Source organism: Sedimentitalea xiamensis, assembly GCF_030164465.1.
Taxonomy (GTDB): domain Bacteria; phylum Pseudomonadota; class Alphaproteobacteria; order Rhodobacterales; family Rhodobacteraceae; genus Sedimentitalea; species Sedimentitalea xiamensis.
On the sequence record NZ_JASNJE010000007.1, the window covers coordinates 49962 to 63825 of the forward strand.

General features: G+C 63.6%; 14 protein-coding genes and 2 tRNA genes. 6 read left to right on the forward strand and 10 right to left on the reverse strand.

Annotation, left to right across the window (positions count from 1 at the left end; all coding sequences use genetic code 11):
* Positions 1-33 precede the first annotated feature (33 nt).
* Both QO034_RS07880 and QO034_RS07885 read left to right on the forward strand, forming a co-directional pair.
* A complete protein-coding gene (locus tag QO034_RS07880; RefSeq protein WP_284485107.1) occupies positions 34-489 on the forward strand; it encodes an Lrp/AsnC family transcriptional regulator in 456 nt (151 codons plus the stop codon).
* 28 nt (positions 490-517) lie between these two features.
* On the forward strand, positions 518-2398 hold the full coding sequence (locus tag QO034_RS07885) for a monovalent cation:proton antiporter-2 (CPA2) family protein (protein ID WP_284484967.1): 1881 nt from the start codon (positions 518-520) through the stop codon (positions 2396-2398).
* 11 nt (positions 2399-2409) lie between these two features.
* On the opposite strand, the gene cobT is transcribed toward QO034_RS07885, so the two are convergent.
* Positions 2410-3426 (reverse strand): nicotinate-nucleotide--dimethylbenzimidazole phosphoribosyltransferase, encoded by a 1017-nt coding sequence (gene cobT, locus QO034_RS07890; RefSeq protein ID WP_284484968.1) that lies wholly within the window; start codon positions 3424-3426, stop codon positions 2410-2412.
* Positions 3427-3503: 77 nt separating this feature from the next.
* On the opposite strand from cobT, the gene cobS reads away from it, so the two are divergent.
* The gene (gene cobS, locus QO034_RS07895) at positions 3504-4271 is read left to right on the forward strand and encodes an adenosylcobinamide-GDP ribazoletransferase (RefSeq protein WP_284484969.1); all 768 of its coding nucleotides are present in this window, start codon (positions 3504-3506) and stop codon (positions 4269-4271) included.
* Here cobS and QO034_RS07900 read toward each other — a convergent pair.
* The 4 genes from QO034_RS07900 to QO034_RS07915 all read right to left on the reverse strand — a co-directional run bounded on the left by QO034_RS07900 (position 4268) and on the right by QO034_RS07915 (position 8152).
* On the reverse strand, positions 4268-5890 hold the full coding sequence (locus tag QO034_RS07900) for an MFS transporter (RefSeq protein ID WP_284485108.1): 1623 nt from the start codon (positions 5888-5890) through the stop codon (positions 4268-4270). The two genes, cobS and QO034_RS07900, sit on opposite strands and share 4 nt — an antisense overlap.
* 143 nt (positions 5891-6033) lie before the next feature.
* The gene (locus tag QO034_RS07905; protein ID WP_284484970.1) at positions 6034-6543 is read right to left on the reverse strand and encodes a CarD family transcriptional regulator; all 510 of its coding nucleotides are present in this window, start codon (positions 6541-6543) and stop codon (positions 6034-6036) included.
* A 272-nt stretch (positions 6544-6815) separates the two neighbouring features.
* Positions 6816-7154 carry a ferredoxin FdxA gene (gene fdxA, locus QO034_RS07910; RefSeq protein ID WP_284484971.1) on the reverse strand — a complete coding sequence of 113 codons (339 nt, stop codon included), beginning with the start codon at positions 7152-7154 and terminating at the stop codon, positions 6816-6818.
* Positions 7155-7279: 125 nt separating this feature from the next.
* Complete coding sequence (locus tag QO034_RS07915) at positions 7280-8152, reverse strand: glycosyltransferase family 2 protein (protein WP_284484972.1); 873 nt, start codon at positions 8150-8152, stop codon at positions 7280-7282.
* Positions 8153-8318: 166 nt separating this feature from the next.
* Between QO034_RS07915 and QO034_RS07920 the strand changes: the two genes are divergently transcribed.
* The gene (locus QO034_RS07920) at positions 8319-9023 is read left to right on the forward strand and encodes a hypothetical protein (protein ID WP_284484973.1); all 705 of its coding nucleotides are present in this window, start codon (positions 8319-8321) and stop codon (positions 9021-9023) included.
* Between the two features lie 42 nt (positions 9024-9065).
* On the opposite strand, the gene QO034_RS07925 is transcribed toward QO034_RS07920, so the two are convergent.
* The 5 genes from QO034_RS07925 to QO034_RS07945 all read right to left on the reverse strand — a co-directional run bounded on the left by QO034_RS07925 (position 9066) and on the right by QO034_RS07945 (position 12066).
* A tRNA-Asp gene (locus tag QO034_RS07925) sits at positions 9066-9142 on the reverse strand.
* A gap of 52 nt (positions 9143-9194) precedes the next feature.
* Positions 9195-9271: transfer RNA gene (locus QO034_RS07930), tRNA-Asp, on the reverse strand.
* A gap of 108 nt (positions 9272-9379) precedes the next feature.
* Entirely contained in the window at positions 9380-10318 is a 939-nt protein-coding gene (locus QO034_RS07935) for a pirin family protein (RefSeq protein ID WP_284484974.1), read from the reverse strand.
* A gap of 153 nt (positions 10319-10471) precedes the next feature.
* A complete protein-coding gene (locus QO034_RS07940; protein ID WP_284484975.1) occupies positions 10472-10999 on the reverse strand; it encodes a hypothetical protein in 528 nt (175 codons plus the stop codon).
* Positions 11000-11109: 110 nt separating this feature from the next.
* The gene (locus QO034_RS07945; RefSeq protein WP_284484976.1) at positions 11110-12066 is read right to left on the reverse strand and encodes a LysR family transcriptional regulator; all 957 of its coding nucleotides are present in this window, start codon (positions 12064-12066) and stop codon (positions 11110-11112) included.
* Between the two features lie 140 nt (positions 12067-12206).
* Between QO034_RS07945 and QO034_RS07950 the strand changes: the two genes are divergently transcribed.
* Both QO034_RS07950 and QO034_RS07955 read left to right on the forward strand, forming a co-directional pair.
* Positions 12207-12992 carry a transporter substrate-binding domain-containing protein gene (locus QO034_RS07950; protein ID WP_284484977.1) on the forward strand — a complete coding sequence of 262 codons (786 nt, stop codon included), beginning with the start codon at positions 12207-12209 and terminating at the stop codon, positions 12990-12992.
* Between the two features lie 63 nt (positions 12993-13055).
* The gene (locus QO034_RS07955; protein WP_284484978.1) at positions 13056-13847 is read left to right on the forward strand and encodes a creatininase family protein; all 792 of its coding nucleotides are present in this window, start codon (positions 13056-13058) and stop codon (positions 13845-13847) included.
* Positions 13848-13864: the final 17 nt, after the last annotated feature.

Genomic DNA, 13864 nt, shown 5'->3' on the forward strand with positions numbered 1-13864 from the left:
GGCAACCGGATCATTTTCGAGGATATCCCGCGCATGCTGGATTCAACGGACACACGCCTGCTGGCTGCATTGCAAAAAGATGCCCACCTGACGGCGCAGCAGTTGGGCGAAATCCTGAACCTGTCGCCGAGCCAGGCCGGGCGCAGGCGCCAGCGGCTGGAGGCCGAGGGCTACATCGAAGGCTACAGCGCCCGGCTCGATCCCGTCCGGCTGGGGCTGCGGGTCCAAGGCTTCGTTCAGGTTCAGCTTGCGACCCACGGCCCCGAACAATCCAGCAGCTTTGCGCGGCTGGTGCGGACGCGCGCCGAAATAATCAGCGCCTGGACCATGACCGGTGATGCGGACTACCTTCTCCGGGTCTTTTGTGACGACCTGCCGGCGCTGAACAGCTTGATTCACAACGTGCTCTTGCCGCACCCTGCGGTTGCACGGGTGCACAGCCAGATCGTCATGGACCAACTGAAACGCGACGCGCCGCTGCCAACCTGACCCAGTCTATCCCGAAGGACGCCCTTGAATGGAAAACTTCCTCTATCAGGCTTCGATCTACCTCGCGGCGGCGGTGATTGCGGTTCCCTTCGCGGCGCGGCTCGGGCTTGGGTCGGTGCTGGGATACCTGGCCGCCGGGATCATCATCGGGCCGCTGCTGGGGCTTGTCGGCAGCGAAACCCGGGAATTGCAGCATTTCGCCGAATTCGGCGTCGTGGTGATGCTGTTCCTGATCGGCCTGGAACTGGAGCCGCGCGCCTTGTGGGACATGCGCCACAGGTTGATCGGGCTCGGCGGCTTGCAGATCGGGGTCAGCACGCTCGCCCTGATGGCCGCGGCCATGGCGACCGGGCAAAGCTGGTCGGTTTCACTGGCGATCGGCCTGTCCCTGTCCTTGTCATCGACCGCCATCGTCCTGCAAACCCTGTCGGAAAAAGGGCTGATGCAAACCGGCGGCGGACGTTCGGCCTTTTCGGTTCTGCTGACGCAGGACATCGCGGTCATCCCGATCCTGGCGCTGCTGCCGCTACTCGCCTCGGCCCCGCTGGCCAAGATCAACACCGACGGGTCGATCGAACTGGCGGGCGACCATGCCGACGGCGGGCACGGCCATTCCCTGTCGCTCGTGGAAGGCCTGCCGGGCTGGGGCGTCACGCTGGTGACGATCGCGGCGGTGGGTGCGGTCGTCCTCGCCGGCGTCTACCTGACACGGCCGGTCTTCCGCTACATCCACGCTTCGCGCCTGCGCGAGATGTATACCGCGCTGGCCCTGATGATCGTGGTCGGGATTTCCTTCCTGATGACGCTAGTCGGCCTGTCGCCTGCGCTTGGCGCGTTCCTGGCCGGCGTCGTTCTGGCCAACAGCGAATTCCGCCATGAACTCGAAAGCGACCTCGAACCGTTCAAGGGGCTCCTGCTGGGATTGTTCTTCATCACCGTGGGCGCGGGTATCAATTTTTCGATGTTCTTTTCCGAACCGGGAGACCTGATCGGCCTCGCGCTTCTGGTCATCGTCGCCAAGGGGGTGATTCTCTACGTTCTGGGACGGGCCTTCAGGCTGAAGGGCCGCGACCGCTGGCTGTTCACGCTGAGCCTCGCCCAGGCGGGTGAATTCGGTTTCGTGCTGATCGCGTTTTCCGTGCAGCGAAGCGTGATCCCGATTGCGATCTCCGAAAAACTGCTGCTGATCATCGCCCTGTCGATGCTGATCACGCCGCTGCTCTTCATCATCTACGATTTCATTTCGAGCCGGATGAAAGACAGCGGCACGCGTCACGAGGCCGACGCCATCGACGAACAGGGGCCGGTGATCATCGCGGGCATCGGGCGTTTCGGGCAGATCGTCAATCGCCTCGTGCAGGCCAGCGGCTTCAAGACGGTGGTGCTGGACAGCGACATGGAAACCATCCAGCTCATGCGGCGGTTCGGGTTCAAGGGGTTCCTTGGCGACCCGACTCGGCCAGAACTGCTCAAGGCGGCGGGGCTGGCCAAGGCGCGGGTGCTGGTGGCGGCGATGAATGACAAGGATGCGGTCACGCGGCTTGTCGGTTACGCCCGGCGGGAACGGCCGGACCTGCATATCATCGCGCGCGCCTATGACCGGAACCACGTCTACCAGCTCTACCGGGCCGGCGCGGACGATATCGTGCGGGAAACCTTTGACGCCAGCCTTCGCGCCGGACGCTATGTTCTCGAGAACGTCGGGTTGAGCGAGTTCGAGGCCGACAGCGCGGAACGCACCTTCTATGCCCATGACCGCTATGCCGTTCAGCAACTGGCCGAGGTCTGGAACCCCAACATCCCCGCCCGCGAGAACACCGCCTATATCGAAAGGGCGCGCGAGCTGGAAAAGGAACTGGAAATCGCCCTGCTCAATCGCGAAAGCCGGGACGACAAGAAATCCGCCTGATCCCGACCGGTCTAGCCGCCCGTCACCCCCGCCTCGTCGAAGGTCGCCATGCCGCTGTGGCAGGCGACGGCGGCTTTCACGATATTGACGGCCAGGGCGCCGCCCGATCCTTCGCCCAACCGCAGGCCGAGCGACAGCAGCGGCGCCTTGCCCAGCCGTTCCAGCAGCGCGGCATGGGCGCTCTCGTCGCTCTGATGCCCGGCGACCGCGTGATCCAGCGCGCGCGCGCAGACATCATGCAGACAGGCGGCGGCTGTGCAGCAGATGAACCCGTCCAGCACGACCGGGATACGCAGGACCCGCGCGGCGGCGATCGCCCCCGCCATGGCCGCGATTTCCCGTCCGCCCAACCGGGCGAGCAGATCCAGCCCATCCGCCGCACCGGCCGCCTGGCGCGCCACGCCACGGGCGACGACCCCTGTCTTGATGCGCAGGCCTGCGTCGTCGATACCGGTGCCGCGCCCGGTCCAGTCCGCGGCCTCGCCACCATAGAGCGCATGGCAGATCGCCGCCGCGGACGTCGTGTTGCCGATCCCCATCTCGCCCACGACGAGCAGATCGGATGCGGGATCGACACTGCCCCACCCGGCACGCAGCGCCGCGAGACAGTCATCGCCGGACATCGCCGGGGCCAGGGTGAAATCCGCCGTCGGCCTGTCCAGATCCAGCGCAAGAACGTCCAACCGCGCGCCACAGGCCCGCGCCAACTGGTTGATGGCGGCCCCGCCGGCGCGGAAATTGGCCACCATCTGTCCTGTGACGGCGGCGGGAAACGCCGACACGCCTTGCGCCGCAACGCCGTGATTGGCCGCGAAGACCACCACTTGCGGAGCGGTGACCGAAGGGCGTGCATCGCCCCGCCAGCCGGCATACCAGATTGCCAGGTCTTCGAGCCGCCCAAGGGCGCCGGGCGGCTTCGTCAGTTGCGCATTGCGATCCGCGGCGTTGCGCAGCGTTTCCCGGTCCGGGCCGGGCGCCTGCTTCAGCAGGCTGCGGAATGTGTTCAGGTCGGTCAGGTCCGGCAGCATCAAAGCCTCGTTGCATGGGTCGGGTCAGCGGTGTTTAAACGATAGGCCGTCCGCCACAAGTCCGGAGATCCCCCGCCATGCGACTGAAAGACTGCATCCGGGCCGCGCTGCTCGATTTTCCGGTGGCGCTGGTGCTGCTGACACGTCTGCCTCTGCCGACCCTGCCGGAGCGTGCCTTTGACCGTCAGGCACGGGCCGCGTGGGCGTTTCCGCTGGTCGGACTCGTCATCGGCGCGGTCGCGGGCGGGGTCGGACTCGGGTTCCTTGCGCTGGGACTGCCCGCCGTCGTCGTCGCCGGTCTCGTGCTCGGGGCCCAGGCCGTCCTGACCGGCGCACTGCACGAAGATGGGCTTGCGGATACGGCCGACGGGTTCTGGGGCGGACAGACGCGGGACCGAAGGCTCGACATCATGAAGGACAGCGCCATCGGAAGTTATGGGGTTCTCGCCCTGGTCCTGTCTTTGGGCCTGCGCTGGAGCGCGCTGGCGTTTCTGCTTCCATCCGGTGTCCTGCCGGTGCTGGCAGCGGCCGTCCTGTCCCGCGCCTGTCTGCCGGTTCTGATGGCGGCCCTGCCCCACGCCCGCACCGGGGGTCTGTCGCATTCCGTCGGCCGGCCGGCGGCGGGCGTCGCCGCGCTGTCCATGATTCTGGGATTGGCGCTCGGTTGGGCTGTTCTTGGCCTCGCAATTGTCACCCCGGCGCTGTGCGCCGCGGCCAGCGTTGCCGCATTGGGGGTTCTGGCCCGCAGAAAGATCGGAGGGCAGACCGGCGACGTTCTGGGGGCGGCGCAGCAACTCGCCGAATGCACGATCCTGCTGACTCTCGTGGCGGGCGTCCCCGGTTAATCGGTCGTATGCAGCCGCGACATCTGCACGGCGGCGATGGTCACGAGCGGCAGAACGACACCAAGAACCGCCACGGTGATCAGCAGCCACCCCAGTTGCGAATAGTCCGCCGCCAGTTCGACCACCCCGGTCGTCCGGTCGCGGACTTCCCGCGTGATCGTGTAGATATGGTTCAGGTATTTCGTCGCCAGGGCGCTGGCCGACAGGGCCAGGTTCGTGAAGGAGGCCATGACCGCGAAGAAGGTCGCCTTCAGATGCGCTGGCGCATTGCGGGCGATCCAGGCCAGCATCGGGATCATCGCCACCTGCCCCAGCGGCGATTCGACCATCGTATCCATGATCGCGATGAACCGCGCATCGACCACGCCCCCGGTCATGGCGGCTGTCCAGTGATGCAAACCGAAATAGAGGCCGATATTGGGCAGCGACAGCATGCCGCCGACCAGGGTCAGCAGGATGACGATGCTCGTAATCGGCCGGCGCGCCATCATCGGCCGCAACAGGATGATCCCCGCCAGGGTCAGCACGGAGGTGATCAGCGACAGGACCGACAGGAACTGTTCGTCAAACCCGAGCACGTCGATTTCGAACCAGGTCGCGCCCGGCCCCGGCAAGGGCACCGCCCGAAAGACGAAGATGATGATCGCCGTCCCGACCAGGGCGCGGGCCTTGTCCCGGTCCAGCACCGAGATCAGCTGCCGCATCAGGAACAGGACGATCGCCATCGACCCCGCGAAGACGATCTCCTGCGCATAGGCCACGTCCGACAACCCGATCGTCAGGGTCAGCGCCACGAAGATCAGTCCGCCGGTGAAATACCAATGGTTCGGCTTGACCGGGTCCTCGGAGCGCCCGAGCGCGATCTCGACATCGCCGACCGGTTTTCCCATCGCCACCAGCCTGCGGCGCAGGATGCGCCGTTGCACCCCGGCCAGAACCACGCCCGAGATCGAAATCACCGGTATCGCAAGGGCCAGCAGGTAAACACGCGCATAGATGGCCGCCTTTTCCTCCTGCGCGAGATTCTCGGCCCCCGAAAACATGAAGATGTTCAGAAGCGCCACCGCCACGGTGCCGCTGATCAGGGAGAACCGGCCCAGGGTCTGCATGGTGGTGTGCATCGCCTTCGAGCTGTCCTCGGGGATCGGTTCGCCATGGGCATCAAACCTGGGCACGGCTTCGACGGACATCGCATCGGCCACCGCGTCCTGGATGACATAGCCGCAGGGCGCGAGAAGAACGCTGAGCACATACCAGGCCGCAATCGGCATCACGGCCGCCATTCCGGCCGGATCGGTGATGAGCAGATACATGATCAGCAGGCTGGCCGCGATCAGCCCGGCCCCGAGGTAGACCAGCAGGAACTTGAACCGCCAGATCAGGTCGACGAGGTGCCCGAGCGGCATCTTCAGCGCCCAGGGCAGCCCGGCCCAGAATGCGATCCCGGCCAGAAACGCAGCCGACAGGCCAAGGTAATCCTTGACGAAAAACGTCCCGACAATCGCCGTGAGGCCCGAGACCCCATAGGAAAAATAGATCATCAGCGGCGGAAGAAACGTCCAGCGCACCTGCCGGCCCAGATCCAGAATGACACGATCGAACCAGTTTGGCGTCACCATTTTCCTCTGCACCGTATTTCCTGCCGCATCCGGGCCACCCTAGGGGCAAACCGCACAGTGGCAAAAGGGAAATGAGGCGGCGGCCCGCGCACGAAAAAGCCGCGCCCAGCCGGACGCGGCTTTTTCGTTTCCTTTCACCGGAATCAGGCGGCGCGCGACATCAGCACATCGCCGACCTGCTTGGCGGCCAGATCCTCGTCGCCACCGCCAACCGCGGCCACTTCGCGCGTCAGACGCTCCAACGCGGCTTCGTACAGCTGGCGTTCGGAATAGCTCTGCTCGCGCTGATCGTCGGTCCGGTGCAGGTCGCGCACGACCTCCGCGATGGCGATCAGGTCGCCCGAGTTGATCTTCTGTTCGTATTCCTGCGCGCGGCGCGACCACATGGCGCGCTTCACCTTCGCCTTGCCCTTGAGGGTCGTCATCGCCTTGGTGATGACATCCGGAGAACTCAGCGACCGCATCCCAATTTCCGTCGCCTTGTGGGTCGGCACCCGCAGGGTCATCTTGTCCTTCTCGAAGGAGATCACAAAAAGTTCCAGCTTGATGCCGGCCACTTCCTGCTCTTCCACGGAAACGATCTGTCCGACCCCATGTGCGGGATAGACGACATATTCGTTGGGCCGGAAATCGAGCTTCTTGTTCTTGGTCATTCAGGTTTCCTCGCTTGCACCGTTCCTGACGGCAAAAAACACCGGCGGGACACTCGAATGACCCGTCTGACGTATTTTTTGCACTAAGAAAATCGTCCCATACGAGCGCATATGGGCGATCTGTCCGGTCTTTGACACCATCTCTGATCAATATATAGCACAAAAAACGGCCACCCAAAAGTGGACGTAAGGTCAACTTTGCAAAAATGTCACTATCTCAAAGCCTTACCGAGGCCACACATATGCCGGAAAACTGATTTTTAGCGAATCAGTCAGCCGCCTTCGCCGGGAGCCTCGGAAAAATACTTCTCCAGCTTGCCGGCTTCACCATCCCGCTCTTCGGCGTCGGGCAGCGGATCCTTCTTGGTGATGATCACGGGCCACAACTCGGAATACTTGCGGTTGAACTCCACCCATTTGTCCATGTCGGGCTCCGTGTCGGGACGGATCGCGTCGGCGGGGCATTCCGGTTCGCATACGCCGCAGTCGATGCATTCATCCGGGTGAATCACCAGCATGTTCTCGCCCTCGTAGAAACAATCCACCGGGCAGACTTCGACGCAGTCGGTGTATTTGCAGGCAATGCAACTGTCATTGACGATATAGGTCATGGTCCGCCTTCAGAGTCATCCGTTGTGGGACTAGCTAGTTCAGCAACCCCGTTTCTTCAAGACGTCAATACGTGCCAGGGGATCGGGAAAGCGGCTTTCCCGGTCGCCCGCTCCGGCCCGGATCGTCAGATCAACCCGATAAAGCGATCCGGCAGGACATATTGCGCGTCAGAGTCGGGCCGGTCGAATTCCCAGTAGCCGGTCTGACCGCGCGGCCGCCAGCTGCGGTGCATCCGGGCGCGCAGCGGCGCCATGTCGAATGCCTCGCGCTGCTTCAGGCGCTGAAACGCCTGAAACACCGCCCGGTCGTCACCGCGCGCCTCGGAGAACCAATGCCGCCCGACGGCCGCGTCCCTGACCCCGGTCCCCGTCGATGCCGCCACAGCGTTTCGCCGGTTCATCGCGGTGGAATAGGCGGTCAGGTCGCAGAATTTCAGGTGCAACAGGTAAAGATGTTCGGGCGCATGCAACCGTTCATAGCGGGTGAAATGCCCGCCACGCGAAACCTTGGTGCCCACCGATACGACACAAGGCTTGGAATAGTGCGGCGCGGGGCGCACATGGCGGCGCGGGCCGAGGATGGCCTGCGTGACCGGTTCCGGTTCCAGGTCGATCCGGTGGATCACCTCGAGTCCCAGGGGCGTCAGCACCCGGTTGGCCGGAACCCCTTGCAGAAAGGACAGAAGATCGGTGCCGGACGCAGGGTCGAGCACCACAAGCTCGTCCACATCGCCGACGATCACGTGATGATAATAGCACCGCAGCCCCATCACCATGTTGTTGAGCATCCGCCAGCGCTTCATGTCGAAATTCTTGTGCGCGTCGCCGGGAATCCCGATGATATTGCATCCCCGCGCCAGTTCGGCGACGTCGGCACCGCGTCCATGGTTCACCACGTAGCAGTTTTCGCGCCCGAACAAGCCGCCGTAATGGCGCAGCCAGGCTTTCAGGAAGAAAACGTCGTCGCGCACCATGGTCAGCGCCGCCGCTGTCTGCATTTCGCTCTTCCTGCTCCGGTTCCGGCTTATACTCGTCCGCCGTTGCACTATAAGAGAATCATGAAATGTTTCGCAACGCGGCCGGCCCGCGCGACGGCCCGGCCAGCACCCGCCGAAAAAGGAAGACGCCCTGCTGCCCCCTGATTTCCGCGATACCGGCATTCATGTGCAGCGAACCGGCCCGGTCCCGACCCGGTTCGAGGTCCTGGGCGAAAGGTCTTCGGGCACCAACCTGACGCATCGGCTGTTCGGACGCAACACAGCCCTGAAACCGGCACGGGTCCTGGGCTGGAAGCACGGGTTTCCTTGCGCTCTGGCGATACCCGAAGACCTGGCGGTTGTCTGCGTCGTTCGGAATGCCGTCGACTGGGCTCTGTCGATGCACGAGAAACCCTGGCATGCGACACCGGAACTGCAAGCGTTGGATTTCTCCGCCTTCATCCGGGCGCCGTGGCAGACGATCATCGACCGTCCGCGTTATTTCGGCGGGGTGCAGGGCATGTCCGGCCAACCGCTGCAACAGGACCGCAACCCTCTTGACGGCGCGGTTTTCGCCAATCTTTTCAAGATGCGCAATGCGAAGCTGGCCGGCCTTCAAACCTATCTGAAACGGCGCTGCACCTGCGTTTTCCTGCGCCTGGAAAACCTGCAGGCCGATCCCCGGTCCACCCTGGATGAGGTTCTCGCCGGTTTGGGGCATGCCCCTCGATCGGAAGCGTTCCGCCCGGTGACAAAGCGTCTTGGCAACAGGTTCAAGCCGGCCATCGCGTCCCGTCCCGGCCCGCCGGATCGGATCGGCCACGAAGATCTCGCCTTTCTGCGCGACCAATGCGACCCCACCCAGGAACAGGCGATGGGATACGGCTACTGAAGGCGCGGCGATTGCGATTTGGCCGGAAAAGGCAATTCGAAGTGGCGCGGTTGACGGGGCTCGAACCCGCGACCCCCGGCGTGACAGGCCGGTACTCTAACCAACTGAGCTACAACCGCGCATGTGCCTTCCGGCATGATCGACGTCTCCCCGATCCGGGATACGCAGCAGTGGCGCGGTTGACGGGGCTCGAACCCGCGACCCCCGGCGTGACAGGCCGGTACTCTAACCAACTGAGCTACAACCGCCCGCTGCGTTTCGCGGTAATATGGCGCGCACCCAGCCTCGTCAAGCGGGGTTTGCGCAAATTCTCGAAATTGGGCATTCGCCACCTGATGCCGCAGATGCCGGCCGCGTCACCGGTCCGGCAGCGGAATGAACTCCTGATTGTCGTCCGGCGGCAGCCGGAACCGGCCGTGCATCCAGTCCCCAGCCCGCCAGGCTTCCTTGGCGGCGTCGATACGGTCCCTCGACGATGCGACGAAGTTCCACCAGATGTGCCGGGGACCGTCCAGCGTCGCGCCGCCGAGCAGCATGATCCGCGCGCCGGAAGCGCCGGCCTTCAGGCTTATCGCGTCACCGGGCCGGAAGATCATCATCCGGCCGGCTTCGAATCTCTGGCCCGCCACGGCCACATCGCCGGTGACGACATAGACCCCGCGATCCTCGTGATTGCCCGGCAGCGGGATGGACGCCCCCGCATCCAGTTCGGCATCGAGGTAAAACATCTCGGACGGGGTGGCGACAGGGGCGGTTTCGCCATAGGCCGACCCCAGGACGAGCCGCACCGTCTTGCCCTCGCCCCGCAGCAGCGGCAGGCTGTCCCTGGGCGCATGAACGAAATCCGCCGGGCCCTCTTCCCGATCCCTGGGCAGCGCGATCCACGTCTGGATGCCGAACATCTCGTAGGGGCTTTCCAGCGCGTGTTCGTCCACCCTTTCGGAATGGGTGACGCCGTTTCCGGCCGTCATCAGGTTCACCGCGCCGGGTTCGATCCACTGGTTCGTTCCCAGGCTGTCGCGGTGATGGAACTTTCCCCTGTAAAGATAGGTGACGGTCGCCAACCCGATATGCGGGTGCGGGCGAATGTTGATGCCGCGCCCGGTCAGGAACTCGGCCGGTCCCATCTGGTCGAAAAAGATGAACGGGCCGACCATCTGGCGTTTCGGCGCGGGCAATGCGCGGCGCACCTCGAAATCGCCGAGGTCCCGCGCGCGCGGGACGATCACCGTTTCAATTGCATCGACCGAATCGCCGATGGGGGTCTGAGGGTCCAGGATCGGGTTCCAGCTCATCGCTCGTCTCCATGCGTTGCCCTGCAAGACAGGATAGCCGCGAGATCCGGAAACGGAATGCTGAAATACGCCGGGCGACCGTGCATCGCCGCACATGTCCAGACGGCGCCCCGGCGCTTCGGCTTCGCGCCTCCGGGCCGGTCGCGGTGCAAATCAGCCCGCTTGTTCCAGATTGCAGGCTCGGGCCATTTCCATCGCCTTCTTGGTGCCTTCCAGGTCCACGGTGAACATTCCATCCGTTTCGGGAAAGACGATCATGCTTGATCCATTGGCGACCGCGTCGATGAAGGCCGGGTTGTTGGCCAGGATATAGCCGCCGGAAAAGCCTTCGGTTATGTTGCCTTTCATGCCGGTCGCCTGCGACTGGAAAATGACGCCATCAATGTCGATGAAGATGTCCTCTTTCTCGCCCCGCTTGATTCCCGTGTCCCTGGACGAGAACACGCCAATGTAGCCAAAGGCGTGATCCGCGGTCAGTCCCATCTGGACGATGCTGTCCTCCCCGACCCGTTCGATCAGGCAGGACTTTCGTTCCCTGTCGATGAAGACGTTCCAGTCCCCCGATGCGCCATAGGGCTCAAAGCCGTCACTGCCCGGCGCCACGGCCACCTGCGCGAAAGCGGCCGACGAAGACAGCAGACCGGCCAGAACGGCGGGAACGGCCCAGTTTGGAAATGACATGAGGATATCCTCCTGAAAACGCATCCGTTGCCCAAGAGCTAGCGCGGCAGACCTCTCAGGTCGAGATGGAATATCGTGAAACCGCTTCGGGCGGACCGCATCGGGCAAAGTCACCTGTAGGTGCGTTCGTCCAGCGGAACGCTTGTCAGTTCCGCGTCCAGCATGGCCAGCAAGGTCGTTTCCGCCCGGTTCATCGTGCGCCGCGGATTGGTCAGCAGATGGATGTCCACCGCGGGCATGTTGGTGTAGGGCGGCAATTGCCACAGCTGCTTTAGCTGGACGTCCTTCTGGGCGACATGCACCGGCAAGGCGCCGATGCCGATGTTGGATATGATCATGCGCCGGACCTCGGGCAGACTCGATGAAATCCCCTTCAGGCCCGGTTTCATGCCGACCTGCTTGCGCAGCCCCGCGACAGCAAACAGCGGTCCGTCCACCTCGTCCGTCTGAAACGACACCGCATTCTCGTTGCGCAGGTCGGCCAGGCGGATGTCGTCGCGCCCGAACAGCCGGTGCAGCGGCCCACAGTAAAACCCGAAGAATTCCCGATACAACACGCGCGACACCAGCCGGTTTGGCTGTTCCTGCAAGAGACAGATCCCCAGCGTCGTCCGGTTCTGATGCAGGCGTGCGACGACCTCGGCGCTGTCGACGGTGGAAATCGAATAGGTCACTTGCGGGTAGCCCGCATTGAACCTTTCGAGCACGGAATCGAAATGCGGCGACACGACATGGCTGGCCACGGCGATGCTGACATGCCCCGTCACCTGATCGTCAGGACCGCTCATCAGGTTCGGCAATTGCGCGACGGTGCCGAAAATCGAACTCGCCTCCGCATAGAGCACCTGACCGAGCGGCGTGACACTGAAATGCGTCGGAGACCGGTTGATCAGCCGACGCCCCATGGCGGTTTCCAGCCGCTTGAGCGCGGAACTGATCGTCGGCTGTTTCAGGCCAAGGAAATTGGCGGCCGGGGTGATCCCGCCTTCCTCGACCACGACCATGAAGGTGCGCAGGAGATTCCAGTCCAGCGTCCATGGAAACCTTTGTTCATAGTGCTGCTTCATTAATTTAGTCTATCCAAGGCATTTCCATTATCTATTTGCCCTATGATTAACCGCAGTGCAACATCCACGGAATGATCAGACCGGCTCCGGAACGGACCGGCCGGGAAAAATGAAAACAATCGACCAATCGGGAGAAAGACATGAAGACGACTGGGAACATCCTTCGGCGTTCGGTTCTGGCGGGCGCTGCCGCCCTGATCGGCGCCACGCTGGCGCCGGCGGCCTATGCCGACGAACTGGAAGGCATCAAGGAACGCGGCGTTCTCAAGATCGCCATGAGCGGCCAGTATCCGCCGTTCAACTTCGTCAACGAACAGAACCAGGTGGTCGGGTTCGACCCCGCCATCGGCACGGAGATCGCCAAGCGCATGGGGCTGGAGGTCGAAATCATCACCACCGCCTGGGACGGCATCATCGGCGGCTTGCTGGCCAACAAGTATGACGCGGTGGTCGGCTCCATGTCGATCACCGAGGAACGCGACAAGGTGATCGACTTCGTCGGCCCCTACTACAATACCAAGCGCGCGATCTTCACCAAGGCCGGCTCGCCGGTCACCTCGGTCGACCAGCTTTCCGACGTCAGGGTCGGCGTAACGCTTGGCGAAACGCATGAACAATGGGCCCGCGACCAGGGCTACGACCTCAACACCTACAAGGGCCTGCCCGAACTGCTGCTGGAACTGGACAATGGCCGCGTCGATGCGATCGTGAACGATTCCATTCCGGTGATGCTGGCGATGAAGGCCGGGCAGTATGATCTGGCGGTGATCGACGATCCTTCGGCCGAGCCGATCGGCGCCGGAATCGCCATCCGCGAGAACAACCCGGACCTGGCTGCGGCCATGCAGGCGGCGCTGGATTCGATGATGGAAGACGGCTCCTATCTCGCCATCGCCGAGGAGTGGGTCGGCGGCGATATCCGCTAGCAACCCGAACCCGCGGCCTGCCCCGTCCCAGCCGGCGGGCCGCTTCAACGCCGGACAGCAAGCATGACAGCCACCTATGGCCATCTGACATGGCAAGACGTGCGCGACGCCGACAAGGACCGCGTCGTCATTCTCAATGTGTCGGCGACCGAAGACCACGGCCCGCACATGCCGCTGGACACCGACACGGTATTGGGCATGGCGGTCGCCGAAGGCGTCGCGGCCGCCGCGCCGGACGAGGTCTTCGTGATGCCCGCCGTGCCCTACGGGTTCAACGAACATCACAAGGATTTTCCGGGGGTGATCTGGATTCAGCCGGAAACGCTGCTTGCCTTCGTCACCGACATCACGAAATCCCTCGCCCATCACGGCTTTCGCCGCATCCTGCTGCTGAACTCGCACGGGTCCAACCACCCGGTTCTTGACCTCGCCGCACGCAAGACGGTGATCGAAACCGGAATCATCTGCGTCTCGGCTTCCTACTGGAACCTGATGTCGGCGCGGATCAACGAAATCCGCAAGTCCGAGATCGGCGGGATCGCCCATGCCGGCGAATTCGAGACGGCGATGTACATGCATCTGCATCCGGACCGGGTGCACCCGGAAAAATCCGAAACGCAGAACCTGCACAACCCGGACAGCAGGTTCTTCAACCTCGATCTGGCCGGGGGCGGCGGCGGCGCAATGCTGATGCGCTGGTGGTCCGAGGTTTCGCCCGACGGAACGATGGGCGACCCCACGGTCGCCGACCCCGAGACCGGCAAGCGGTTCCTGGAGGCCGCTATCGAAGAAACCACCGCCCTGATCCGCGAAATCCGCGCGCTGCCGATCCTGCCGCGCAAGGATCATCACTAACATGCGGCCGAACTTTC

What these genes read in the sequence shown, in the direction of transcription:
- QO034_RS07880 (WP_284485107.1), top strand. Translation starts at nt 34, where the DNA reads ATGCTGGATTCAACGGACACACGCCTGCTGGCTGCATTGCAAAAAGAT.
- QO034_RS07885 (WP_284484967.1), top strand. Translation starts at nt 518, where the DNA reads ATGGAAAACTTCCTCTATCAGGCTTCGATCTACCTCGCGGCGGCGGTG.
- cobT (WP_284484968.1), bottom strand. Translation starts at nt 3,426, where the DNA reads ATGCTGCCGGACCTGACCGACCTGAACACATTCCGCAGCCTGCTGAAG.
- cobS (WP_284484969.1), top strand. Translation starts at nt 3,504, where the DNA reads ATGCGACTGAAAGACTGCATCCGGGCCGCGCTGCTCGATTTTCCGGTG.
- QO034_RS07900 (WP_284485108.1), bottom strand. Translation starts at nt 5,890, where the DNA reads ATGGTGACGCCAAACTGGTTCGATCGTGTCATTCTGGATCTGGGCCGG.
- QO034_RS07905 (WP_284484970.1), bottom strand. Translation starts at nt 6,543, where the DNA reads ATGACCAAGAACAAGAAGCTCGATTTCCGGCCCAACGAATATGTCGTC.
- fdxA (WP_284484971.1), bottom strand. Translation starts at nt 7,154, where the DNA reads ATGACCTATATCGTCAATGACAGTTGCATTGCCTGCAAATACACCGAC.
- QO034_RS07915 (WP_284484972.1), bottom strand. Translation starts at nt 8,152, where the DNA reads ATGCAGACAGCGGCGGCGCTGACCATGGTGCGCGACGACGTTTTCTTC.
- QO034_RS07935 (WP_284484974.1), bottom strand. Translation starts at nt 10,318, where the DNA reads ATGAGCTGGAACCCGATCCTGGACCCTCAGACCCCCATCGGCGATTCG.
- QO034_RS07940 (WP_284484975.1), bottom strand. Translation starts at nt 10,999, where the DNA reads ATGTCATTTCCAAACTGGGCCGTTCCCGCCGTTCTGGCCGGTCTGCTG.
- QO034_RS07945 (WP_284484976.1), bottom strand. Translation starts at nt 12,066, where the DNA reads ATGAAGCAGCACTATGAACAAAGGTTTCCATGGACGCTGGACTGGAAT.
- QO034_RS07950 (WP_284484977.1), top strand. Translation starts at nt 12,207, where the DNA reads ATGAAGACGACTGGGAACATCCTTCGGCGTTCGGTTCTGGCGGGCGCT.
- QO034_RS07955 (WP_284484978.1), top strand. Translation starts at nt 13,056, where the DNA reads ATGACAGCCACCTATGGCCATCTGACATGGCAAGACGTGCGCGACGCC.